The organism is Actinomadura sp. K4S16 (assembly GCF_008327685.1).
Classification (GTDB): domain Bacteria; phylum Actinomycetota; class Actinomycetes; order Streptosporangiales; family Streptosporangiaceae; genus Spirillospora.
Genome location: NZ_BDDE01000033.1, coordinates 72,072 through 94,673 on the forward strand (window position 1 = coordinate 72,072; position 22,602 = coordinate 94,673).

19 protein-coding genes are annotated in these 22,602 nt (G+C 73.7%); 8 read left to right on the forward strand and 11 right to left on the reverse strand.

The window, feature by feature from the left end:
• Positions 1–13 precede the first annotated feature (13 nt).
• Both rsgA and K4S16_RS43360 read left to right on the forward strand, forming a co-directional pair.
• A complete protein-coding gene (gene rsgA / locus K4S16_RS43355; RefSeq protein ID WP_149264979.1) occupies positions 14–1,021 on the forward strand; it encodes a ribosome small subunit-dependent GTPase A in 1,008 nt (335 codons plus the stop codon).
• A 57-nt stretch (positions 1,022–1,078) separates the two neighbouring features.
• Positions 1,079–2,599 carry an FAD-binding oxidoreductase gene (locus K4S16_RS43360; RefSeq protein ID WP_149264958.1) on the forward strand — a complete coding sequence of 507 codons (1,521 nt, stop codon included), beginning with the start codon at positions 1,079–1,081 and terminating at the stop codon, positions 2,597–2,599.
• A gap of 5 nt (positions 2,600–2,604) precedes the next feature.
• Here the strand turns inward: K4S16_RS43360 and K4S16_RS43365 are convergent, their stop codons facing one another.
• Positions 2,605–3,438 carry a hypothetical protein gene (locus tag K4S16_RS43365; protein ID WP_149264959.1) on the reverse strand — a complete coding sequence of 278 codons (834 nt, stop codon included), beginning with the start codon at positions 3,436–3,438 and terminating at the stop codon, positions 2,605–2,607.
• A gap of 135 nt (positions 3,439–3,573) precedes the next feature.
• Here K4S16_RS43365 and hisN point away from each other — a divergent pair, with 135 nt between their 5' ends.
• From hisN to lhgO, 3 genes are all read left to right on the forward strand, one after another.
• The gene (gene hisN / locus K4S16_RS43370; protein ID WP_149264960.1) at positions 3,574–4,377 is read left to right on the forward strand and encodes a histidinol-phosphatase; all 804 of its coding nucleotides are present in this window, start codon (positions 3,574–3,576) and stop codon (positions 4,375–4,377) included.
• 147 nt (positions 4,378–4,524) lie between these two features.
• A complete protein-coding gene (locus K4S16_RS43375; RefSeq protein WP_141577897.1) occupies positions 4,525–4,716 on the forward strand; it encodes a hypothetical protein in 192 nt (63 codons plus the stop codon).
• A gap of 43 nt (positions 4,717–4,759) precedes the next feature.
• On the forward strand, positions 4,760–5,950 hold the full coding sequence (gene lhgO, locus K4S16_RS43380; RefSeq protein ID WP_149264961.1) for an L-2-hydroxyglutarate oxidase: 1,191 nt from the start codon (positions 4,760–4,762) through the stop codon (positions 5,948–5,950).
• Here lhgO and K4S16_RS43385 read toward each other — a convergent pair.
• Both K4S16_RS43385 and K4S16_RS43390 read right to left on the reverse strand, forming a co-directional pair.
• Positions 5,947–7,431 carry a carboxylesterase/lipase family protein gene (locus K4S16_RS43385; protein ID WP_149264962.1) on the reverse strand — a complete coding sequence of 495 codons (1,485 nt, stop codon included), beginning with the start codon at positions 7,429–7,431 and terminating at the stop codon, positions 5,947–5,949. The two genes, lhgO and K4S16_RS43385, sit on opposite strands and share 4 nt — an antisense overlap.
• A gap of 70 nt (positions 7,432–7,501) precedes the next feature.
• A complete protein-coding gene (locus tag K4S16_RS43390) occupies positions 7,502–8,134 on the reverse strand; it encodes a TetR/AcrR family transcriptional regulator (RefSeq protein WP_149264963.1) in 633 nt (210 codons plus the stop codon).
• 104 nt (positions 8,135–8,238) lie between these two features.
• Here K4S16_RS43390 and K4S16_RS43395 point away from each other — a divergent pair, with 104 nt between their 5' ends.
• On the forward strand, positions 8,239–9,093 hold the full coding sequence (locus K4S16_RS43395) for an oxygenase MpaB family protein (RefSeq protein ID WP_149264964.1): 855 nt from the start codon (positions 8,239–8,241) through the stop codon (positions 9,091–9,093).
• Positions 9,094–9,154: 61 nt separating this feature from the next.
• Here K4S16_RS43395 and K4S16_RS43400 read toward each other — a convergent pair whose 3' ends face one another.
• From K4S16_RS43400 to K4S16_RS43435, 8 genes are all read right to left on the reverse strand, one after another.
• The gene (locus K4S16_RS43400) at positions 9,155–9,964 is read right to left on the reverse strand and encodes an SDR family oxidoreductase (protein ID WP_149264965.1); all 810 of its coding nucleotides are present in this window, start codon (positions 9,962–9,964) and stop codon (positions 9,155–9,157) included.
• A 2-nt stretch (positions 9,965–9,966) separates the two neighbouring features.
• Entirely contained in the window at positions 9,967–11,319 is a 1,353-nt protein-coding gene (locus tag K4S16_RS43405; protein WP_149264966.1) for a cytochrome P450, read from the reverse strand.
• 99 nt (positions 11,320–11,418) lie between these two features.
• Entirely contained in the window at positions 11,419–14,385 is a 2,967-nt protein-coding gene (locus K4S16_RS43410; protein WP_235037446.1) for an AMP-binding protein, read from the reverse strand.
• A gap of 140 nt (positions 14,386–14,525) precedes the next feature.
• Entirely contained in the window at positions 14,526–14,888 is a 363-nt protein-coding gene (locus K4S16_RS43415; RefSeq protein WP_149264968.1) for a hypothetical protein, read from the reverse strand.
• Positions 14,889–14,993: 105 nt separating this feature from the next.
• Positions 14,994–16,643: an AMP-binding protein gene (locus K4S16_RS43420; RefSeq protein WP_149264969.1), complete on the reverse strand. Its 1,650-nt coding sequence runs from the start codon at positions 16,641–16,643 to the stop codon at positions 14,994–14,996.
• A gap of 134 nt (positions 16,644–16,777) precedes the next feature.
• Positions 16,778–17,146 carry a DUF3054 domain-containing protein gene (locus K4S16_RS43425; protein WP_149264970.1) on the reverse strand — a complete coding sequence of 123 codons (369 nt, stop codon included), beginning with the start codon at positions 17,144–17,146 and terminating at the stop codon, positions 16,778–16,780.
• A 9-nt stretch (positions 17,147–17,155) separates the two neighbouring features.
• Positions 17,156–18,472, reverse strand: coding sequence for an NAD(P)/FAD-dependent oxidoreductase (locus K4S16_RS43430; protein ID WP_149264971.1), 1,317 nt, complete (start codon positions 18,470–18,472; stop codon positions 17,156–17,158).
• Between the two features lie 66 nt (positions 18,473–18,538).
• On the reverse strand, positions 18,539–20,575 hold the full coding sequence (locus K4S16_RS43435) for an AAA family ATPase (RefSeq protein ID WP_235037447.1): 2,037 nt from the start codon (positions 20,573–20,575) through the stop codon (positions 18,539–18,541).
• Between the two features lie 93 nt (positions 20,576–20,668).
• Between K4S16_RS43435 and K4S16_RS43440 the strand changes: the two genes are divergently transcribed.
• Together K4S16_RS43440 and K4S16_RS43445 are read left to right on the forward strand one after the other, a co-directional pair.
• Positions 20,669–21,649, forward strand: a complete 981-nt coding sequence (locus K4S16_RS43440; RefSeq protein ID WP_149264973.1) for a hypothetical protein — start codon at positions 20,669–20,671, stop codon at positions 21,647–21,649.
• Positions 21,650–21,658: 9 nt separating this feature from the next.
• Positions 21,659–22,552 carry an alpha/beta fold hydrolase gene (locus tag K4S16_RS43445; protein ID WP_235037448.1) on the forward strand — a complete coding sequence of 298 codons (894 nt, stop codon included), beginning with the start codon at positions 21,659–21,661 and terminating at the stop codon, positions 22,550–22,552.
• Positions 22,553–22,602: the final 50 nt, after the last annotated feature.

Consider the following 22,602-nt stretch of genomic DNA (forward strand, 5'->3'; position numbering starts at 1 on the left):
AGGGACCGGACCACTGGCACGACGAACGAGCGACTACGACGAGGACGACGTCCGGGTGCGGCCCGGGCGCCGGGGGTCGCGGCCGCGCACCCGCCGCCGTCCCGCGCACGAGGACGCCGCGCCCGGGTTCGTGACCGCGGTGGACCGCGGCCGGTACCGGGTCCTGGTCGACCCGGGCACCGACGACGAGCGCCCCGTCATCGCGATGCGGGCCCGCGAGCTCGGCCGCAAGGGCGTCGTGGTGGGCGACCGCGTCGCGCTGGTCGGCGACGTGTCCGGCGCGCAGGACACGCTGGCCCGGATCGTGCGGGTGGAGCCGCGCACCTCCGCGCTGCGCCGCACCGCCGACGACACCGACCCGTTCGAGCGGATCATCGTCGCGAACGCCGACCGCCTCGTCATCGTGACGGCGCTGGCCGACCCCGAGCCGCGCCCCCGGATGATCGACCGGCAGCTCGTCGCCGCCTACGACGCCGGCATGGCCCCCCTGCTCTGCCTCACCAAGGCCGACCTCGCCTCCCCGGAGGGCCTGGTCGCCGAGTACGCGCCGCTCGGCGTCCCGTACGTGGTGACCCGGCGCGGCGCCGACATCGGCGAGCTGCGCGCCCACCTCGCCGGCCGCACCAGCGTCCTCGTCGGCCACTCGGGCGTCGGCAAGTCGACGCTGGTGAACGCGCTGGTCCCGGACGCCGAACGCGCTGTGAGCCACGTCAACGCCGTCACCGGCCGGGGCCGCCACACCTCCTCCTCCGCGATCGCGCTGGAGCTGCCCGGCGGCGACGGCTGGATCATCGACACCCCGGGCGTGCGCAGCTTCGGCCTCGCGCACGTCGACCCGGAGAACGTCCTCGGCGCGTTCGAGGACCTCGCCGAGGGCGCGGCCGAACGCTGCCCGCCTCGCTGCGACCACCTCCAGGACGACTGCGGCCTCGACGGCTGGGTCGAGGAGGGCCACGCCAGCCGGGCCCGCCTCGACTCCCTGCGCCGCCTCCTCGCCAGCCGCGAGGGCGAGCCCGAATAGCCCGCGGCGCCGCGGATCCCGGCCCGCGCGGGCGGGGCGAAGCGCCACAATGGGCGCATGGAGCGGCGAGCGATGCTCAAGGCGGCGGCCCTCGGCGGACTCGGGCTCGGCGGGCTCGGCCTCGCCGGGTGTTCCGAGGAGCGGCCGTCCCCGCCGAGGCGTCCGCCCACGTCACCTAAGCCGGCCACGTCGCCGAAGCCGACCGGGCCCGCCGACTGGAACGCCCTGGAGCGCGGCCTGGACGGCAGGCTGGTCCGCCCGTCCGACTCCTCCTACAAGGAGGCGAGGCGCCTCTACATCCCGCGCTACGACCGCGTCCGCCCGGCGGGCATCGCTTACTGCGAGACCCCGCAGGACGTCTCGGAGTGCGTGGCGTTCGCCACGGTGAAGCGGATGCCGGTCGCGGTGCGATGCGGCGGGCACAGCTACGCGGGCTGGTCGACGGGCACGGGCCTTGTCATCGACGTCTCCCCCATGGACGCCGTGAAGCGCGACGGCGACCGCGCGACGGTCGGGGCCGGGACCAGGCTGATCGACCTCTACGACAAGCTCGCCGACGACGGCGTGGGCGTCCCGTCCGGGACGTGTCCCACGGTCGGGGTGGCGGGGCTGACGCTAGGCGGCGGGTTGGGCGTGACGTCCCGCGCGTACGGGCTGTCGTGCGACGTCCTGGAGGCGGTCCAGCTCGTCACGGCGGACGGACGGGTCCTGACATGCGACGCGCAGCAGAGCCCCGACCTTTTCTGGGCGTGCCGGGGCGGAGGCGGCGGCAACTTCGGCGTGGCGGTGTCGTTCACGTTCCGGACGCACGAGGTGGGCGACGTGGCGCCGTTCAGCATGCGCTGGCCGTGGCGCAAGGCGGCCGACGTGGTCCGCGGCTGGCAGCGCTGGGCGCCGGCGGCGCCCGGCGAGGTCTGGACGAGCCTGCATCTCGACACCGGCCCCGACGAGGGCACGCCGAGCATCGAGGTGGCCGGCCTCGCGCTCGACGGCGCGAGCGGCCACATGGAGCGGCTCACGGCCGCGATCGGGGCGGACCCCGCCTCGTCCACCGCCCAGAGCCGTCCCTACATGGACGCGATGAAGTTCATGGGCGGCTGCGCCGGGCAGTCGGTGGAGCAGTGCCACGGGGAGGGCGCACTTCCCGGGCAGCGCCCCGGCGGCGCCTTTCCCCGCACCGAGTACTCGGGGAAGTCGCACATCGCCTACAGGCCGCTCCCGGACGAGGCGATCCGCGCTCTGCTGAGCCGGTTCGACAAGGGCAACGACGTGCAGAACCGGTCGGTGCTCATGGACGCGATGGGCGCCGCGATAGCGCGGACAGGGCCGGGCGACACCGCCTTCCCGCACCGGAAGGGCCTGTTCTGCGTCCAGTACCTCGCACCCGACGACGCCTGGCTGTCGGCCACGCACGGCGCGATGGAGCCCTACCTGGGCGGCGCCGCCTACGTGAACTACATCGACGCCGGCCTCAAGGACTGGGCGCACGCCTACTACGGCCCCAACCTCGACCGGCTCAGGAAGGTGAAGGCCGCCCACGATCCCGGGCGGCTGTTCCGCTTCCCGCAGGCCGTCTAACCCCGCTACCCCTCGACGAGGGTGCGCGCCTTGGCCTCGGCCGCGTCCAACGCCTGGACGTGCGAGAGCGCGAGCTCCTCCACGCACCGGTTCATCGCCTCGACCACCTGGCTGAACGCGCTCTCCTCCGCGCCCCGCAGCGCCGCCCGGACGGTCGCGGACCGGGCGCCGAGCGCCGACCACTCCAGCTCCAGCCGCGCGACGGCCTCGTCGAACGCCCGGGACGTCTCGGTCCCGGCGTCCCGCAGGTCGTCCGGGATCGGGCCCGGCCCCGCGGTGCGGGCGCGGCCCGACAGCGTCGAGATCCGGCCGGCGAGCGCCAGCCCGTCGTGGGCCAGCGGGAGGACGTGGTGGACCAGGTCGGTGACCGGCTCGGCGAGCTGCTCGATCCGCGTGAGCAGCAGCTGCGTCGCCTCCTCCAGGGCCTTGGAGGTGCGCGCGGCGACCCGCTCGGCGACGTCCTGCTGCTGCCGGGTCAGCGCCGGGACTATCTCGCGGTCGAGCCGGCGCCGCAGTTCCCGCTCCCCCGGGCCGCCGCCGCCCGCGCGGTCCGTCCAGTCGGCCAGGATCCGTTCGACGCGCTGCCGGACGGACGCGGCGATCTCCGCGTTGACCTCCTCCAGGGATTCGCCCACGCGGCCCTTGAGGCTTTCCACCCGCTCGTACAGCGCCTCGCGTTTGAACGGATCGTTCAGCTCGCCGAGCTGCGCGTTCAGCCGGCGGGAGACGTCGATGACGTGCTCGGCCAGGGGGACGAGGCGGTCGGCGAGCTCGTCGAGCGTCTCCGCCCGGCGGGGGTCGGTCAGCTCGGCCACCCACTCGGGGAGATCGTGCGCCATGGCCCCCATGCTGCCACCACCCGTCCCGGTATGCGGGGTATCGCGTCCGGCGCGCCGCACCTGGCCGACCGAAACGCCGGAAGGGCCCGGGTGGGTGTGTCTGGACAGGCGTTGATCAGGGTAGCGTTGCACGCCGTGGCGGGCTATTCCGATGACCTGCGTCTCGCGCATGTGCTGGCGGACGGGGCCGACGACATCACGACCAGGCGTTTCCGCGCGCTCGATCTCGACATCGAGACCAAGCCGGACCTGACGCCGGTCAGCGACGCCGACCGCAGCGTGGAGGAGCAGATCCGCGGCACGCTGAAGCGGGCCCGCCCGCGGGACGCGGTCCTCGGCGAGGAGTACGGCAGGACCGGATACGGCAACCGCTGCTGGATCATCGACCCGATCGACGCGACGAAGAACTTCGTGCGCGGCGTCCCGGTGTGGGCCACCCTGATCGCGCTGATGGAGAACGACGAGATCGTCGTCGGGGTGGTGTCGGCGCCCGCGCTGAACCGCCGCTGGTGGGCGGCCCGGGGCGGCGGCGCCTGGACGGGCCGGAGCCTGACCCGCGCCACCCGCATGAGCGTCTCGTCGGTGAGCGAGCTGTCGGACGCCTCGCTGTCGTTCTCCAGCCTCAGCGGCTGGGAGGAGCAGGACCGGCTCCCCCGGTTCCTCGAACTGACCCGCTCGGTGTGGCGGACGCGGGCGTTCGGCGACTTCTGGTCGCACATGATGGTCGCCGAGGGCGCCGTCGACATCTCCACCGAGCCCGAGGTGTCGCTCTGGGACCTCGCCGCGCTCCAGGTCATCGTGGAGGAGGCCGGCGGCATGTTCACCGACCTGTCCGGCGTGCCGGGCCCCGACGGCGGCAGCGTCGTCTGCACGAACGGCAAGCTGCACGCCGAGGTCCTGCGGACCCTCGGCGGCGGCCAGCTCTCCCTGCGCATCTGAGGCGGCATCCGGCACCTTTTCGGACCGCGCCTCCGGACCGGGGCCGCTTGACCATGGCGTTTCGCCGGACTCGCGACATATCGTGGAACAGCGGTCGCCGTACGGCCGTTCATAACTATGAGGGCGGCCCGTCAACGGAGGTACCAGATGTCGACCCAGACCAAGCTAGTGATCGGCGGCGTCGTCGTCGGCTTCCTGACCCTGTTCGTCTTCCCGTGGTGGCTGAGCGCGCTGATCATCCTCGGCGTCCTCGGCGCGCCGCTCGTCGGGTACATGATGCTCGACCCGTCCCAGCGCAAGCGGGTGCGGGCGCAGGGGCGCAAGCGCCTCGGGAGCTGACGCGCCCGGAGGCGGCGGGACCCGCTCCCACTAGGGTGCGGGTGTGGCGGAGACACGGGTCGGCGTCGTCGGCGCGGGCATTCTCGGGCTGGCGATCGCGCGCCGGCTGACGCTGGAGCGTCCGGGGCTGGAGGTGACGGTCCTGGACAAGGAGGACCGTGTCGCGGCCCACCAGACGGGCCACAACAGCGGCGTCGCCCACGCGGGCCTCTACTACGCGCCGGGATCGCTGAAGGCGACCCTGTGCAGGCGCGGCATCGGCCTGCTCAAGGAGTACTGCGCGGACCGCGGCCTTCCCTACGAGGAGTGCGGCAAGCTCGTGGTCGCGCGCGACGCCTCAGAACTGGCCGCGCTGGAGGAGATCGAGCGTCGGGCCAAGGCCAACGGCGTCCCCCGGCTGCGGCGGCTGGCGGGCGGCGAGATCGCGGAGGTCGAGCCGCACGCGGCGGGCACGGCGGCGCTGCACTCCCCTACCACGGCGATCGTCGACTTCCCGGCGGTGGCCCGCGCGTTCGCCGCGGACGTGGCGGAGGGCGGCGGCGAGGTCAGGCTCGGCTTCGAGGCCGTGCGGATCGGCCGGTCGGGCGACCGCGTCACGGTCGCGTCCCCGCACGAGGAACTGGCCTTCGACCGGCTCGTGGTGTGCGCGGGCCTCCAGTCCGACCGGGTGGCGCGCCTGGCGGGCGACGCCCCCGCTCCGGCGATCATCCCGTTCCGCGGCGAGTACTACCGGCTCGTCCCGTCCCGGACGGACCTGGTCCGCGGCCTCATCTATCCCGTGCCCGACCCGCGCTACCCGTTCCTCGGCGTGCACTTCACCCGGCGCGTGGACGGCGGCGTGGACATCGGCCCGAACGCCGTCCTGGCCCTCGCCAGGGAGGGCTACCGGCGCCGCGACGTCCGCCCCGCGGACCTGTGGGAGACCGTCCGCTGGCCCGGCTTCCGCCGCCTGGCGCGGCGGCACTGGCGGACGGGCGCGCGTGAGCTGTACGGGTCGGCGGTCAAGCGGGCGTTCGTCGCCGAGGCGCGCGGCTTCGTCCCCGAGCTGACGGCCGCGGACGTCGTGCCGGCGCCCGCCGGGGTCCGCGCGCAGGCGGTGGACCCCGACGGCTCGCTCGTCGACGACTTCCGCATCGGCCGCCTAGGCCCGATCACGACGATCCGCAACGCCCCGTCCCCCGCCGCGACGTCCTCCCTGGCCATAGCCGAACAAGTCGTCAAAGACCTGCTCTAGTCCCAGAGCTTGCGATCAAGGCTGTGGGGGTCGGGGACGATCTCGTCGCCGGGGGCGTCGAAGACCATCACGGGGCGGGCCTCCGGGTCGTACGGCTGCCAGCCGGGGTCGCCTTCGGCGGCGAAGCGGGTCCAGGCGCGGTGCATGCGGTCGGCGAGCCCCTGCGGCGGGTTCGGGCCGGTCAGGCCCTGGCCCTCGGCGGTGAGGTTGTCGAACACGAAGCCGAGCTCCAGGGCGTGGCAGGCGCCGAGGTCCTGGTTGGGCGACCGCCACGCGAACTCGTACATCCAGGTGCGCCCGCCGGACGCCGTGTGCCCGGCTGCGGCGCGGTGCGCGGGGATGCGGAACAGGCTGTCGGTGATGATCGCCGCCATCAGCTCGCCGGGCGCCATGTCGGGGTGGTGTGCGCGGTAGGCGGCCGGCAGGTCCGGCGGGACGCCCATGCCCGCGGTGACGGCCCCGACCAGCTCGTCGGTGAGGGCGGCGGCGATCCCCGTCGGCATCAGGAAGAGCCGGAACTCCTCGGTGGTGTAGCCGATGAGCAGGTCCACGTCCCGCCCGGCGCCGGCGGCGATGGCGTCCTCGGGGCGCCGGGCGATCAGCTCGCCGTCCAGGACGGGCGTCAGCGCCATGCCGCCCGCGGCGGTGGTGGCGCCCCAGCGCCCGGGGTCGGGGAGCGCGGCGACCTCGGTGGCGACGGCGTTCTGCACCGGGATGATCGCGACCGGGTCGAGGGCGGCGAACCCCTCGGCGGTGGGCTCGACGCCGAGGCGGGCGGCCATCTCCTTGACGACGAGCAGGGCGTCGTCGGGGTCCTGGGCGATGCTGCCCGCGCCGCTCTGCGCGATGGCGCGGTGGAAGAGGCCGAGGTCGAGGGAGAGCAGGGTGGTGACGCTCATCGCGCCCGCCGACTCGCCGAACACGGTGACCCGGGCCGGGTCGCCGCCGAACGCGGCGATGTTGTCGCGGACCCACTCCAGCGCGGCGATCTGGTCGAGCAGCCCCCGGTTGAGCGGGGCGCCTGGCAGGTGCGCGAAGCCCTCGACGCCGAGCCGGTAGTTGATCGTCACGCAGACGACGCCGTCGCGGGCGAAGGTGTGGCCGCTGTAGACGGGCACGGCGCCCGACCCGTTCCGGAACGCGCCGCCGTGGATCCACACCATCACCGGGAGGCCCGCGTCGTCCGGTCCGGAGCCGTCCGGGACGCGGGGAGTCCACACGTTCAGGTTGAGGCAGTCGTCGCCCGGGATCTCGGGGTCGGGCAGGAGCGAGGCGAACACCTTCGGGTAGCCGGGCTTGGGCGCGGTCGGCCCGTACTCGAAGGCGTCGCGGACGCCGTCCCACGGCTCCGGAGGGCGGGGCGCCTGGAAGCGGTTCGGCCCGAACGGCGGCGCCGCGTAGGGGATGCCGAGGAAGGCGGTGACGCCGTCCCGTGCCGTGCCCCGCACCTTCCCGTAGGTCGTCTGTACGACATCCGCCATGCCGCGCCTCCGGTTCTAGAACGCAATTCGACAGCCAGAGCGTACGGGACACGGCGCGGTCGGGAAACGCTCAGGCCCTACCGGGGTGAAGCATCCGCGTTAGGTAATCGCGGGCGAACGTGCGCATTGCGTCTTCGCTGTCGAGGGCGAGGCCGCCGCCCGGTACGAGGAGGAGCGACACCGCGAGCCTGAGCAGGACCTCGGCCACGGTGTCGTGGTCCTCGGCGTCGCCGGGGCGGGCGCGGCGCAGCCGGTCGGCGAGGATGTCGCGGGCAGCGAGCATCACCGCGCCGCCGTTCATGCTGAGCTGCGGCAGGAACGCCTCGGGCTCGCTCTGCAGGACGCGCGCCAGCAGCGGGTGCGTGCGGGCGCTGCGCAGGCCGACCACGAAGCCCTCGACGACGGCGTCCTCCGGGGAGGCGAGGTCCTCGGTGGCCTCCGAGATCGCGGTGAGGAAGCGGCGGCACTCGCGCAGGATCACGGCCTGGAGCAGCTGCTCCTTGTTGGTGAACCGCCGGTAGATGGTGGTGCGCGCGACCCCGGCCCGCTTGGCGACGTCCTCGACGCTGACCCGGCGCAGCCCGTAGGTCTCGAACTCCGCGAGCGCGGCGTCCAGGATGCGGGTGTCGAGATCGTCGGCGCCGGTGTCCGGCGCCGCCAGCCGGGCCCGCAGCCCTTCCCTGATGCTCGCGTCCGTGGTCATGCCCGCACCCTAACCGCCGGGGGCACCCGGGCCCCGCCACTGGGATGAAACACAGTTACAATAATCGTCGATCTGTACTTCTGTCCTGACCCCCGGCGGTGCACATGACGGACGAGGCCGACGCGCGGACCCCGGCCCCCCTCGGGCCCGGCTCACTGACCTGGCGGTACTTCGGCGACACCCGGATGCTCCTCGTCGGCCCGCGGGCGGCCGTGCTGCAGAACATGCTCCCCGCGCTCGGCCAGGGCGTCCTCGACCACTCGGTGTTCTTCTCCGAGACGTTCGCGCGGCTGAAGCGGTCCGCCGGCCCCATCCTCGACACCGTGTACGGCGGGGAGCGGTCGGCCGAGACGGGCCGCAAGGTCCGCGACTACCACCGCGGCATCAAGGGCACGATGCCGGACGGCTCCCGCTACCACGCGCTCGATCCCGAGACCTACTACTGGGCGCACGCGACCTTCCTCGACAACATGCTGTACGGCATCGAGACCTTCATCCGGCCGCTCGGCGAGGACGAGAAGCGCCGGATCTACGAGGAGTCCAAGACCTGGTTCCGGATGTACGGGGTCAGCGACCGGGCCATGCCGGAGGACTGGGAGGCGTTCCAGGCGTACTGGAAGCGGATGCTGGACGAGGAGGTCGTCGCGCACAAGACGGCCCGGTACGGCGTCGGCTACGTGAAGAAGGGGCTCCCCCGGCCGCCGAAGGTGCCGGCGCCGGTGTGGCGGGCGGTGTCGCCGCCGCTGAACGCGGTCGCCCGGTTCATCACGGTCGGCGGCCTGCACCCGCGGATGCGCGAACTGCTGGACCTGCCGTGGAGCACCGCCGACGAGCGCCGCCACCGGCGGTTCGCGGCGGCCGTCCGCGCGGCGGGGCGGGTGTGGCCGCTGCTGCCCGAGTCCGTCCGCTACCTGCCGCAGGCCCGCCGCGCGTTCCGCAGGGCGCGCCAGGCGCGCTGACTTGCGGCGAGTTGCCCTTATCAGCGCTCGCATAAGGGCAACACGCCGCAAGTCGACGGAGCTAGGAGCTCGAGCGGATGCGCGAGTCGTAGGCCTTGCGGGCGTCGGGGTCGTACTCCAGGAAGATCTTGTCCAGGCCGAGGCGCCGGGAGGTCGCCTGCCGGACCCGCTCGGGCAGCAGCGCGCCGAGCCGGACCTGCGTGCCGAGCTTCTTCGGCACGGCGACCTGCGGGCGCGGCTTGCCGATCAGCTCGACGACGGCCGCGGCGATGTCCTCGGGCTCGCAGTTCTTCTGCCCCTTCGGGCTGCGCGTCCCGGCGGTCAGCTCGGTGTTGGTGAAGGTGGGCAGGACGGCGCTGACGTGCACGCCGCGGTCCCGCACCTCCAGGCGGGTCGCCTCGGTGAACCCGACGACGGCGGCCTTGCTGGCGTTGTAGAGCGCGAGGCCGGGGGTGAACATGACGCCGGCGAGCGAGGCGATGTTGATGATGTGGCCCTCGCCGCGCGGCAGCATCCGGCCGAGGGCGAGCTTGGTGCCGAGCATCACGCCGTGCACGTTGATGTCGATGCAGCGGCGGGCGTCGGCGTCGCTCTCGTCGGTGACGGGCCCGATCGGCATGATCCCCGCGTTGTTGACGACGACGTCGAGCGGCCCGGCGGCCTCCTCGGCCTTGTCGAGGAAGGCGGTGAACGACTCGCGGGACGTGACGTCCACGACGAGTCCGGTGACGCCGAGCGACTCGGCGGCCTCCTTGACGGCGGTCTCGTCGATGTCGCCGATGACGACGGTGGCGCCCTTGGCCTTGAGGGCGCGGGCGGTGGCGAGGCCGATCCCCCGCGCGGCCCCGGTGATGGCGACGACCTTGCTCATGTTCACTGCTCCAGTGGTTCGAGGCGGACGGGCAGGCCGTCCTTGGGCGAGGGAAGGGACGTGGTGTCCAGGGGCCATTCGTACCGCGCGGGTACGCTCCAGCGGTACCGCTGGAGGACCTGGTGCAGGATCGTCTTGACCTGCATGCCCGCGAAGTGGAGCCCGATGCACTTGTGCGCGCCGCCTCCGAACGGCGCCCACGCGTACTTGTGGGCCTTGTCCTCGCGGCGCTCCGGGGAGAACCGCTCGGGGTCGAACCGGTCGGGGTCGCTCCACCATTCGGCCATGTGGTGGTTGCTGAGCATCGGCACCACGACGGTCGTCCCCTCGGGGACGTGGAAGCCGAGGACGGAGGTGTCCTTGACGACCTTGCGCGGCAGCGCCGGGACGGGCGTGACCAGCCGCATCGACTCCTTCATCACCATGTCGATGCCGGTGAAGGCGTCCAGGTCGTCGAAGCCGGGCTGCGCCTTGCCGAGCTCGAACGACTGCTCGCGCAGCCGCTCCTGCCACTCGGGGTGCTTGGCCAGGTAGTAGGCCATCGTCGTCAGCGTGATGGTGGTGGTGTCGTGCGCCGCCATCAGCGCGAAGATCATGTGGTTGACGACGTCCTCGTCGGTGAACCGCTCGCCGTCGTCGGTCTCGGCCTGGCAGAGCGCCGCGAACAGGTCGCCGCCGCCGCCCTCCCGCTTGGCCGGCAGGTGCCGGTAGAAGAACTCCTCCAGCACCTTGCGGGCCCGCAGGCCCTTGTGCCAGCGCAGCCCGGGGACCGGGAACCGGACGTAGGCCGTCCCCGCCCGGACGGCGTCGATGAACGCGCCGTTGACCCGCGCGCGCTCGGCGTCGTCCAGTTCGACGCCCATGAAGACGTCCACCGCGAGGTCGAGCGTGAGCTTCTTGATGTGGTCGTAGACCTTGAAGCCCTGCCCCGGCTCCCACGACTCGACGCCCTTGACGATGCCGGGCGCCATCGCGTCCATGTAGGAGTGCAGCCGGGGGCGGGTGAACGCCTGCTGCATGATGCGGCGGTGGTGCAGGTGCTCCTCGAAGTCCAGGAGCATGATGCCGCGGTTGAAGAACGGGCCGATGAAGTAGCTCCACGCGGGCCCGTTCGCGAACGCCTTGTCCCGGTTGACGAGGACGACCTCGGCGGCCTCGGGGCCGTGCACGGTGACCATCCGCTGGCCGAGCAGCCAACCCCACGAGACCGCGCCGTACTCGGCGTACCGTTTGCGGGCCATCCCGATCGGGTCGCGCATCACCGCGAGCGTGCTGCCGATGTAGGGGACGCCGGGGACGCCGGGCACCGGTTTCAGGTCGCTGCCCTGCGGCGGCGGCGCGAGAACGCTCGTCATGACCCCTCCGGACGCGTGCAACAAATACGCGAAATCTGTCGCTTTGTTCTAACGCAACGGCCGGGTGTAAGTCCAGACTTATCCGCGGTGACTTGGGCGTCAGCGGGCCTCGCGGGCGGGCGGCGCCTTGAGCAGCCGGCGCCGCGCCGCGTCCGTCAGCGGCCGGTACGCGCCCGCCTTGTCCCGGTAGAAGGCGCGCCCGTCGCCCGCCGCCGGGACGCCCTCGTCGCGCAGCGGCACCGTCCACAGCCGGTTTCCCGCCGTGACCGGCATCTCGTCCACGATCCGCACGATCGCGGGCCGCAGCCCCGGCTCCACGCGCAGCAGCGCCTCCGACAGGTCCACCGGCTTGACGGCGTTCTCCGCGGAGCCGCCCCGGGCGGCCGCCGGCGCGGACCGCAGGCTCACGGCCGCCGCGGCGAGCTCCGTCTCCCCCACCGGGATCCCGTAGACGGCCACGGCGTCGACGTAGGGCAGGTCTCCGAGCGCGTCCCGGATCGGGCCGGGCGGGACGATGCCGTCGACGGTGCGGATCAGCTCGGCCTCCCGCCCGACGAGCCAGAAGTCGCCGCCCGCGTCCCGCCGGAACAGGTCCCCGGTGATCGTCCAGGCGTCCTCGGGCCGGAACACGCCCCGGACGGGGCGGGCCGCCGACCCGATCGCCGACAGCCGCACCCGGGCGAGGAGCATGCCGATCTCGCCGGGCCCGCACTCGATCGCGAACCCGTCCGGCCCCTCGGCGAGGCGCCCGCTCTCCAGGTCGTAGCGGGCGAGCCGCACCTCGGCGCTGCCCGGCAGCGGCCGGCCGAGCGACCCGGGCTTCTTGCCGCTCAGGTTGACCAGCACCGACTCGCCCTCGATGGAGGCGTAGAACTCCAGGACCCGCGCGGGTGCGAACCGCTCCTCGATCCGCCGCCACAGGCCGCGCGGCATGCCCGACCCGATGAACAGCCGGATGGCGTGGTGCCGCTCGGCCGGGTCCGGCGGCGCGTTCACCAGGTCGCGCAGCGACATCCAGGTGTAGGAGGCGACGGTCACGCCGTAGCGGCGCGCCTCGTCCCAGAACGCCTTCGGGTCGAACCCGGCGTCCGTGCGGGCGCTCGCGAGCGCGAGCCGGGCCCCGCCGGCGACGGCGCCCCCGAGGCTCATCAGCAGCGCGGACGGGTGCTGGAGCGGCGTGAGGCTGTAGACGGTGTCGGACGAGGACAGCGAGGCGGAGGACGCCGTCCCGAACGCCGACAGGGCCCAGCGCCGGTTGGTGATGCGGCTGGCGCGCAACCGGTCGCCGTCGCCGCGGAAGACGACGAACGCGAGGTCGCCGGCGCGGCCCGGGTTGGGCCGGTACCACCCGGGCGGCTCGACCGCGTCCGGGTCGATCGCCTCCATGTCCATGAGCGGGCCGCGCTCGCCGCGTCCCGCGCCGCCCAGCAGGAAGCCGGGCACGTCCAGCTTCGCGGCGGCCGCGGCGTGCTCGGGGTCGGCGATGACCCGCGTGACCTGGCCCAGCCGCGCCTCGGCGGCCGGGTCGCCGTCGGGCCGCAGCAGCACCGCGACGGCGCCGAGCCGGTTGAGCGCGGCGACGAGCGCGAGCGCCGTCGGCCGGGTGCCCATCAGGACCCCGACCGCGTCGCCGCGCCGCACCCCGATGTGGATCAGGCCGCGGACGACGGCGTCGATGCGGCGCTTGGCGGCGTCGTGGGTGTGCCCGCGCCCCTGGTACAGGAAGAAGACCTCGCCGGGCATCCGGCGGGCCTGCTCGTCCAGCAGCAGCCCCATGGACATGCGGGTGTCGGACTGGATGCGCTCCAGCCGCGCCAGCCGGGGCAGGTTCTGCGCGGCCTCGCCGCCGATCTGCCGCGTCCCGTGCACGGCCCGCGACGCGGTCCGGTACGCCGACCGCGCGGCGCTCGCCCCGATGCCCATGGCGAGCTGGAGCCCGTACCCGGCGGGGCCTCCCGGCAGCCCGGCGGACTCGGCCTCCTCGTCCCCGGCGACGGGCGCGACGATCTCCGGCAGCTCCGCCTCGCCCTCCCGCCACCGCGCCCACGCGGCGACGGCCGGCCACGTCCGCGCGATCGCGAGGCTGCCGACGACGAGCCCGAAGTGCCCGGCGCGCAGGGACGCCTCGTACACCTGGGCGCGGGGCGCGGCCCGCCGGATCCCGCGCACCATCGGCGGGGCGGCGATCTCGTCGACCTCCCCGACGAACGTCAGGACGGGGCAGGTGATGTCGGCGAGCGTGACGAGCCGGTCGCCGATGAGGAACCCGCCGGTCAGCATGCGGTTGTGCTGGATGAACTGGCGGATGAACTCCGCCAGCGCGGGGCCGGGCCACGACACCCAGCCCTCCCGCTCCAGGAACCGGCGCTGCCGCTCCCGGGGCGCGAGCCGCTCCCGGTCGTGCAGCTGCATGATGAAGTCGACCCGCGAGCGCACCGACTTCACCGGGCTGAGGAGCTGGAACCCCATGCGCGTGACCCACCCCGGCACCGCGAACCCGCCGAGCAGGGCGTCCGGTATCCGCTCGACCCCTTCGGACGCGAGCCAGCTCGGCAGCCCGAACGGGAGCCCGACGCTGGTGTCTGCGGGGCTCCCGAACGTCACCACGGACTCGATGCCCTCGCTGCGCCGGTACGCGGCCGCCTGGTAGACGAACATGCCGCCCTGCGAGTACCCGGCGAGGTGGACGTCCCGCCCGGTCATCTCGCGGATCCGGTCCACCGCGTCGCTGACCGCGAGGACGTGGTCGCTGACCGTCCGCTCCAGCCCTCCCGGCTCCCGCTCGGGAGCCCCGAAGTCCACCACCCACGGGTCGACGCCGAGGTCGCGCAGCACCCGCACGGCGCTGACCCGCGAGGAGATGTCGTACACCTCCGCGGTGATCATGAGGGGCGGGACGAGCAGCATCACCGGCCCGCCGCCCGCTTCGGGGAAGTAGTGCCGCAGCCGGTAGACGCGCTGCTCGGTCACCACCTCGCAGGGCGAGGCGTCCTCGTCGGTATCGAAACCCCCGAAACGCGCGACTTCCAGGGCATTTTGGGCGGTGGATCCCAGGCGAGATCCCACCTTCAGGAGCGGAGCGACGCGGGGGGTGAGGGGGGTAGTCCCCCCTCGAATAGCACGGAGGAGCGTCTTGGCAACAGCCGGCATCGTCGACCTTTCAGAGCGTCAACGACATGTTGTCCTGTTATCGCCACCTTAAGCAATCAGGCGGCGGAGGCGCGCCGCGCGAGCGCCACGACGCAGCACACCAGGCCGACCACGAGCCCGGCGGCCTGGAGCAGGGTCGCCGCGAACGCCACGGTCTCCCCGGGCGCGCTCAGCGCGTCGCGCGCGTTCGGCGCGGCGGTGGCGCCCACGGTGAGGAAGGCGGCGGCGACGGCCGGGACGGCGAGCGCCCACCTCGGCCGGGCGAACAGCGCGATCGCGGCGGCGACGGTCAGGATGATCAGTCCGGGCGGGACCGCCGGGTAGTCCATCCCGCCGGCGATCTGCACGGGGATCGCGGCGGCCGCGACCGCGAGGCCGACGGCCGCCGACCTTCTCGCGCCGGACGAGGCGACGTACATGAGGGTTCCTCTCTCACGGGGTCAAGGGCGACACCATCGTGAGAGAGGGCCGTGCACAGCGTCGTCGTCCAGGGGGAGGCTTCGCCGCTACGCCCGGGGGCGTACTCAGGTGATGATCCGCGCGCCCTCCATGTGGCCGCCCTGGAGCCTCTCCCACATGTACCGGCGGCGGGGCTTGCCGCTGGAGGTGCGCTGGATCAGCCCGGCGCCGACGACGATCGTCAGCTCCACGTCGTCCCCGATGCGCCGCCGCAGCATCTCGCGCACCCCCCCGATCCAGGCCTCGTCCTGCGTCTCGGCGAACAGCGCGAGCCCCTTGCGCCCGGCGCCGGGGACGCCGACCACGACGATGCGGCCCTTCCCGAGCCCGCTCACCTCGGCGACCTTGGACTCGAGGTCCTCGACGTAGACCGAGCGCCCGCGCACCTTGATGCTGTCGCCCATCCGCCCGAGGACGAACAGCTGCCCCTCGTGGAAGAACCCGGCGTCCCCGGTGTAGACCTTGCCGTCCATGAACCGGGTCGACTTGGCCTCGGCCCCCGCGTAGTACCCCGGGCAGGCCGAGGGGCCGCCCACGACGATCTCGCCCAGGAGCCCGCTCCCCAGCTCGCGCCCCTCGTCGTCGACGATGGCGACGGGCACGTCGTCCTCGGGCGTCCCGCAGCCGACGACCCAGCCGGCCTTGGCGCCGAGCGACCCGGCCCCGAGCGCGTGCTGGTCCAGGATCCGGACGGGCTCCCCGAACGCCAGCGCCTCGGGGTCGGGCCGGACCGCCAGGGGGCTGCGCGGGGCGTCGTCCATGGTGACGAGCAGCGTGGTCTCGGCCATCCCGTAGGCGGGCTTGAACATCGTCCGGGAGAACCCGAACGGCTCCATGAGCTGTGCGAACACCTCGAGCGTGTGCGGGTCGATGGGCTCGGCGCCGATCAGCGCCATCTTCCACCCGGACACGTCGAGCCCCTCCAGCTGCTCGGGCTTGACCCGCCGCGCGCAGTAGGCGTAGGCGAACGGCGGCGCCGCGGTGTGGGCCGCCTCCCCGAAGCACCGGAGCCACCGTGCGGGGTCGCGGATGAAGTGGTCGGGCCGCATCAGCTTCAGCATCCCCTGCCGCGCGATGGGCGTGATGAAGCAGCCGATGAGCCCCATGTCGTGGTACAGCGGCAGCCAGGAGGCCGTCACGTCGCCGTCCTCGTACCCGGCCATCCGCGTGATCAGGTCGACGTTGGCCTCCAGGTTGTCCCAGGTGACCATGACCCCGCGCGGCGACCCGCTGGACCCGGAGGTGAACTGGAGCAGGGCGAGCTCGCCCGCGGGCCGGACCTCGGCCTCCTCCTCCGCCTGCCGCGGCTTCCAGGGCTCCCCGTCCACCCCGGCCTCGGCCATGGCCCGCCGCGCGTAGTCGGCCAGCCCGTCGGAGGCGACGACCAGCGCCGGCGACGCCTGCCGCAGGATCGCCGCCACGTGCGCGACGTAGTCGTCCCCGTCCTGGAACAGCGGCGGAGTGATCAGGCACACCGTGGCCCCCGCGGCCCAGACCGCGAAGTACGTCTCGACGCAGGTGAAGTCCGTCGGCAGGATGAGGCACACGACGTCGCCCGGCCGGACGCCCTCCTCGATCATCGCTCCCGCGGTGCGTCGCGCGGCCGACGCCAGCTCACCGTAGTCGCGGAACTCCCAGCCCCCGTCGTCGGCAGCCAGGTGAACGCCGCGTCCGGTGTTCGGCTTGTCCAGCCAGTCGCGCAGCGCAGATGGCATCGTGTCCCCTTCACAGGAAAGGCTCGCGCCCGTACATAACTCGCGGGTAACTTCACCAGGGCGGCGCGACCCCGTCAACCGGTTCGATCAGCAAAGAGACCAACCGGTCATTTGGCTGTGTCCCACAAGCCGCCTCAGACGCCGGCGGAGACCTTCCGGGCCGCGACGAGCCGGGCGCCCGCCCGCCACCCGAGCAGGGCCGCTCCGAGGAACACCGAGGCCACGATCACGAACGCGACGGCCGTCCCCTGCCCCGCCACCGCCCGGAGCGCCATCCCCACGGCCACGGTCGAGACCCAGACCCCGGCACCGACCGGCCAGACCCGTTCGGGCCGGCGCCACGCCCGCATGGCGCCCCACCCGGCGCCGAGCCCCGCGAGGAACGGCCAGGCGGTGGACGCGAACCCGGCCAGACCGGCGGCCTCGTCGTGCGACGCCCGCCCGATCGCGACGAAGACGAGCACGCAGCAGACGTCCACCAGCCCGGCCAAGGAATTCCGCATGCCCCCAGGCTAGGCGCCCGCGCCCAGCACCCGCGCCACGATGGAGGGACGCATCAGGGCCGGGGGCGGGTCGAGCAGGCCGACGACGCGGAAGAACTGCTCGGCGACGTCGGCGTCGCGGGCGGCGGCGGCCTGGACGCGGTCCACGTAGGCGTTCATGACCCGGATCGCGGGGCCGCGCCGGCCTTCGACCTCCGGCATGGACAGGTCGGCGGCGACGGCCATCCGCCACGGGTCGTTCAGCGCCTTGGCCACGGCGCGGAAGTACCGCCTGGTCAGCCCGCGCGGCCCCGCCGCCAGGCAGCGGCGCAGCACCTGCGCCTCCAGGCAGGCCACGGTCATGCCCTGCGCGTAGATCGGGTTGAAGCTGCACAGCGCGTCCCCGGTGACGAGCAGGCCGTCGGGCAGCCCCCGCGCCCGCTCGTAGCGGTTGCGCAGGTCGGACGGGTACCGGTGCGAGGCGATCCCGTCCAGCGCCTCACCGGCGAGGATCGCCTCGAACACCTCCGGCGGCGCGAGCGTCCGGACGAAGGCGAGGAAGCCCTCCTCGTCCGCGGGCGGACGGTTCGCACCGTCCAGGCCCGCGACGGTGAGCAGGTACCGGTCGCCCTCGACGGCGACCATCGCCATGCCGCGCGGGCTGCCCGGCCGGGGGCCGACGACGACGGCCTTGCCGACACCGGAGTCCAAAGGCAGCCGGACGGGCCGGGTGGCGTAGGCGACCCCGATCCTGACCTCCTCCTGCGGGACCGGGCCGTGCCCGAGCCGCTCCAGCCAGTACCGGGTGCGTCCGGCGCGTCCCATCGCGTCCACGACCAGGTCGGCGCGGACCTCCTCGGCAGCGGCGCCGGGCGTCCGCGGCACCACCTGGACGCCGGTGATCCGGCCGGGCCCGGCCGTGAGCAGCCCGACGACGTCGCGTCCTTCGGCGAACCGGACGCCGGGCAGGGCTCCGACACATTCGCGGACGACGTCCTCCAGCAGCGGCCGGCTCGCCTGGATCGCCCGTTCCGAGCCGGGCCGCCGGGCGAGCGTGTGGCCGCCGAGGGCGAAGTGGTGGTCGACGCCGGGGTCGGCGACGACGGCGCCGCCGCCGATCAGTGCCGCCTCGGCGCCGGGCAGGAGCTCCTCCAGGATCCGCTGCCCGCGCGGCAGCAGGATGTGGGCGTGCCGGCCCTGCGGGACGCCTTTGCGGGATCGCCCGTTCAGGCCCTGGTCGCGTTCGACGACGGTGACCCGCTCATAGGCCCCGGCCAGGGCCCGGGCTGCGAGCAGCCCCGCCATGCCGGCGCCGAGCACCACCGCGTGTTCTCCGATGCCTCGCATCTCGTGCCTCCCGTTGTCGGTCGATGAGGCGACGATGCGGCGGCCCGCTGTCCACCTGCCAGGCCACTAGCTGTCCATGTGGTGTCCGGTTCCGTAGAGCTCCTTCTCCCACAGCGACGCGGCGATCCGTTCGACGGCCCGGTTGCGGTATCGCCGGTAGGTGCTGAACGGCAGCCCGAGCATCTCGGCGGCCCGCTCCTGGGTGGCCGCCGGGCGCAGGAACGTGCGGTCGACGACCCGGTACAGCGACTCTTCGCGCGGATCGTTCCGCAGCGCCTCGGCGGTCTCTTCAAGCAGGCTCCGCAGTGCCGCGCCGGGGTCGTCGGCCGACCGGACCAGCCGCGACCGCAGGAGCGGGTTCCCGGCGAGCCGGTCGGGGCGGCGCAGGTCGCGCAGCGCGGCGCGCACGGCGTCGGCGAACTCGGGCTGCGACAGGACGAGCTCGGGCGCGGCGGCCGTGGCCGCGGCGACGGGTGCGCCGAGCTCGCGCTCGGCGGTGAGGGACAGCCAGTCGTCGACGCCGAGAACCCGCCAGTCGTGCGCGTACACCTCGTAGAGCATCCCGCCCACGCGGTAGGACGCGTCCGGCGCGTGGTGGAAGTCGAAGAAGGACAGGAGCGGGTCCCAGTACTCCCGGTCCGACGGCACGGTGACGAGGTCCCAGGCCTTGCCGCCGCGGGTGATGACCTCCTGGCCGTGCCAGAGCCGGATCATGGTCTCCGACCGGGAGGGGCGCCGTCCCCGCTCGGTGTCCACGAAGAACCGCCAGGCGAGCACGCTCTCCCCGGGCCGCGGCGGGCCGTGCCGCGTCGCATGGCTCCACATCGCCCTCGTCCCCGGATCGGCCTGGAGGTCCTCCTCGTCGGCCTCGTGCAAGGCCAGGTAGGCCGCGTACCCGAACGGCTCGCCCGCGTCGTCCCGAAAAATCCCGAACGCGCCCGGCTGCCGCTCGATCCATCGCGCCGCGAACCGGGCCTGCTCGTGCCCCTGGTGCTCGCGGGTCATGGCGAGGACGGTCTCGGCGCCGCCGGGGCCGAGTTCCGAGACCGACAGCCGCCCGAGCCCGCCGAGCCGCCAGTAGCCCTTGACGACGGGGTGGTCGCGGCTGAGGAACATGATGTCCGCGACGGCCCGGTGCCGGACGAGCTCGTCCTCCCGCGCCGCGCGGGCCCGCTCGACGAGGTGGGCGCGCAGCGCCCGGTGCAGCGCCGCGTACCCGTCCGGGTCGCGCCAGCGCAGGTCGGCGTCGAGGATGTCGCGGACGACGTCGTGCGGGAACACCCCGAACTCGCGCTCCTCGACGAACGACAGGGTCCGCAGCCATCCGAACAGGGGCCCGGCGCCGTCGCCCACCATGGCGCGCAGCAGCTCCTCGGTGGTGAACCGCGCGTGCGCGCAGATCTGCAGCGCCTCCCGGTGCCGGGGCCCGGGCACCTCGTCGACCAGCCGCCCGAGCAGCGCGCGCACGACGTCCGGCACGCCGCTCAGCGCCCCCGGCACCTCCCGCCGCCGCCGGATCATGTCGACGAGCAGCGAGAGGGTCAGCGGATGCCCGTGGGCCAACCGCAGGATCCGCTCGTGCAGCTCGGCGGGGACGCCCTCGACGTCCAGGTAGGCGCGCGCGTCGTCGGGGCTGAGGTTGCGCAGCGACACGACCCGGAGCAGTTCGTGCCATCCCGCGTCGGCGATCCACCGGGCCGACGGCGCGTCCCGGCCCGCGATGACGACGACGGTGTCGGCGGCCAGCCCGGGCACGAACCGCTCCCGGACCCAGTCGTCGAGGGGCGCGAGCAGCTCGTAGGTGTCGACCAGGACCGCGTACCGCCCGCGCGGCGCCTCGACGGCCCGCAGGAAGGCCCCGGCCTCAGGTGTGATCGTCCGCGCGTCGACCAGCACGGGCGCGACCCCCGCCTGGCGCGCCGCCTCCGCCATCTCCCCGAGCAGCGCGCTCTTGCCGACCCCTCCGGGCCCGTGCAGGAACAGCACGGAGAAGTCCCCGTCCGCGAGCGCCCCGCGGAACAGCTCGATCTCCCCGCTCCGCCCGACGAACCGCCGCCGCCGGGCCCGCCGCAACCGGTCCCCGACCGTCCCACCCTCGGCCACCGAAGCCTCCAGGAACCAAGACCACCGCATCCCCACGGTAGACCCGCACCCCACCGGCCGAGGTCCCCCCGGACGCCCTGCCATGATCGCGCGATGGAACTCGACTGGCGCTACTTCCGCCGGCTCTACGAGGAACTGCTGGACCACGACGACACCGAAGGGGCCCGCCGCCACCTGGCGGACCGGCGCCGCACGGCGGCCGCCCATCTGGCCGAGCTGGCTCCGCTCCGCCGGCGGGAACCGGTCCCCGCCGGCGGGTACACCGTGGAGGACGAGCAGTTGTGGCGGCTCACGAAGCTCTACGCGCTGAGCAGGATCAGCGACTACCTGATCGAGCTCTCCTGCCCAGAAGGGGACCCGCCCCCGGGTTTCGGCGTCACCGGGGGGCGCCCCGTCATCGAGGGCAGCACCGCCCACAGGATGGAGCTGCGCGGGTGGCGGACGACCGCCACTCCCGGCCGGCACGGCCCCCGCAGGCTGGACCGGGCGGCCCTGACCATGCACACGGAGTTCTTCACCGAGATCGGCCTGACCCCCTTCGACCAGGCCCGGGCGTTCTCGCCCTTCCACCACGAGATCTTCGCCGTGGTGCAGGACCGGACCGCGTCTCAGGTGACCGTCGAGGAGGTGCTGTGGCCGGGCTTCTGGTTCGGCGACCTGCTGTTCAGCCGCGCCGGCGTCCGCGTGCGCGCCCCACGCCACCTGATCGACGCCGAGGTGGCCACGACCTCGACCCTGTACTTCACCTTCCGCCGAGAGCCGCGCCCGACCGATGACCTGTCGCACGGCTGGGGTTCGAACTCGCAATGGCGCACGGCCTTCCCCCGCTTCTACGCCGACGGGGACGGCCTGCACTTCAACTGGGACGGCACGGTCGACATCGGCGAGGACCCTCCGCAGGACCCGCCGCACCACCCGGACGCCGCGCACCCGCTGGACCAGCGCCGGGAACTGCTCCTGCACCGCTGCTTCGTCCGAAGCGCACTCCCCCAGGACGAGGACGAGCGCTTCCCTTACGAGGACCGTCTGACCCTCACCACCGCAGAGTGGATGCACCCGTCGCTGGACCGATGAGTTCTCGACGTGGCGGAGGTCGACATGGGCATGGCTACTGCCCACACGCTCGAGACGCCCGAGACCGACCTCGTCTACGACGTCCGCGGACCGCTGCCGCCCGCGGACGGCCGCCCGCCGCTGCTCATGATCGGCCAGCCGATGGGCGCCGCGGGCTTCGGCACGCTGGCGTCGCACTTCCCCGACCGCACCGTGGTCACCTACGACCCGCGCGGCCTGGGCCGCAGCACCCGCAAGGACGGCCGGGTGGACCAGTCACCGGAGGTCCAGGCCGGCGACGTCCACGCGCTCATCGAGGCGCTCGGGGCCGGTCCCGTGGAGCTGTTCGCCAGCAGCGGCGGCGCGGTGACCGCGCTGGCCCTGGTGGCCGCGTACCCCGACGACGTGGCCACCCTGGTGGCGCACGAGCCGCCGCTCATGGCGCTGCTCCCCGACGCCGAGGCCGCGGAACGCGCCCGGGCCGACGTCCGGGACGTCTACCAGGCCAAGGGCTCGGGCGCGGGTATGGCGGCCTTCATCATGATGACCTCGTGGCGGGGCGAGTACACCGACGACTACTTCGCCCAACCGGCACCGGACCCCGCCGCGTTCGGGATGCCGACCGACGACGACGGCACCCGGGAGGACCCGCTCCTGAGCGACCGGTCATGGGCGGTCAGCAGCTACCGCCCCGACGCCGCCGCGCTCACCGCGTCCCGTACACGCATCGTGATAGCGGTGGGCGAGGAGACAGGGGACACCTTCACCGGCCGCACCTCAGTGGCGGCCGCCGACCTGCTCGGCCAGAAGCCCACCGTCTTCCCAAGCCACCACGGCGGCTTCCTGGGCGGCGAGTACGGCCAGGCAGGCCAACCGGAAGCCTTCGCGCAGAAGCTGCGCGAGGTCCTGTCCACCCCGAACTGACCCGAGGGGGATAGGGGCGGAGCCGCCGACCCCCCAAAGAGAAGCGAAGA

Coding starts and splice junctions, on each gene's coding strand:
- K4S16_RS43360 (WP_149264958.1), top strand. CDS start 1,079: ATGGAGCGGCGAGCGATGCTCAAGGCGGCGGCCCTCGGCGGACTCGGG.
- K4S16_RS43365 (WP_149264959.1), bottom strand. CDS start 3,438: ATGGCGCACGATCTCCCCGAGTGGGTGGCCGAGCTGACCGACCCCCGC.
- K4S16_RS43375 (WP_141577897.1), top strand. CDS start 4,525: ATGTCGACCCAGACCAAGCTAGTGATCGGCGGCGTCGTCGTCGGCTTC.
- K4S16_RS43385 (WP_149264962.1), bottom strand. CDS start 7,431: ATGGCGGATGTCGTACAGACGACCTACGGGAAGGTGCGGGGCACGGCA.
- K4S16_RS43390 (WP_149264963.1), bottom strand. CDS start 8,134: ATGACCACGGACGCGAGCATCAGGGAAGGGCTGCGGGCCCGGCTGGCG.
- K4S16_RS43395 (WP_149264964.1), top strand. CDS start 8,239: ATGACGGACGAGGCCGACGCGCGGACCCCGGCCCCCCTCGGGCCCGGC.
- K4S16_RS43400 (WP_149264965.1), bottom strand. CDS start 9,964: ATGAGCAAGGTCGTCGCCATCACCGGGGCCGCGCGGGGGATCGGCCTC.
- K4S16_RS43405 (WP_149264966.1), bottom strand. CDS start 11,319: ATGACGAGCGTTCTCGCGCCGCCGCCGCAGGGCAGCGACCTGAAACCG.
- K4S16_RS43415 (WP_149264968.1), bottom strand. CDS start 14,888: ATGTACGTCGCCTCGTCCGGCGCGAGAAGGTCGGCGGCCGTCGGCCTC.
- K4S16_RS43420 (WP_149264969.1), bottom strand. CDS start 16,643: ATGCCATCTGCGCTGCGCGACTGGCTGGACAAGCCGAACACCGGACGC.
- K4S16_RS43425 (WP_149264970.1), bottom strand. CDS start 17,146: ATGCGGAATTCCTTGGCCGGGCTGGTGGACGTCTGCTGCGTGCTCGTC.
- K4S16_RS43430 (WP_149264971.1), bottom strand. CDS start 18,472: ATGCGAGGCATCGGAGAACACGCGGTGGTGCTCGGCGCCGGCATGGCG.
- K4S16_RS43440 (WP_149264973.1), top strand. CDS start 20,669: ATGGAACTCGACTGGCGCTACTTCCGCCGGCTCTACGAGGAACTGCTG.